The following is a 272-nucleotide window of genomic DNA, read 5'->3' on the forward strand; positions in this document are numbered from 1 at the left end:
CACGGCTGGGCCAGCATCTGCCGCGTGCCCTCGCCATGGAACTTCTGTTGCTTGGAAACCGCATCGATGCGCAAACGGCACTGCGCTACCATCTCGTCAATCGCGTCGTTGCGGCAGACCAGCTGAAGGACGCGGCGAGGGATATGGCGGCGCGTATTGCTTCGCTGCCGCCGGTCGCTGTGCAGGTGGAACTTGAGGGCTACAATCGCGCGATGGACATGACGCGCGAAGAGGCGGCCGACTATGCCGGTCTGCTGTTCCGCTTCCAGCGT

The 272-nt window shown here is 63.6% G+C and carries 1 protein-coding gene; it reads left to right on the top strand.

The genetic code is table 11. The annotated features are described in order from the left end of the window. The coding region (locus tag Ga0466249_RS26115; protein ID WP_246589069.1) for an enoyl-CoA hydratase-related protein at positions 1–272 on the top strand (272 nt) is incomplete at both ends.

The organism is Pelorhabdus rhamnosifermentans (genome assembly GCF_018835585.1).
GTDB classification, from domain to species: domain Bacteria; phylum Bacillota; class Negativicutes; order UMGS1260; family UMGS1260; genus Pelorhabdus; species Pelorhabdus rhamnosifermentans.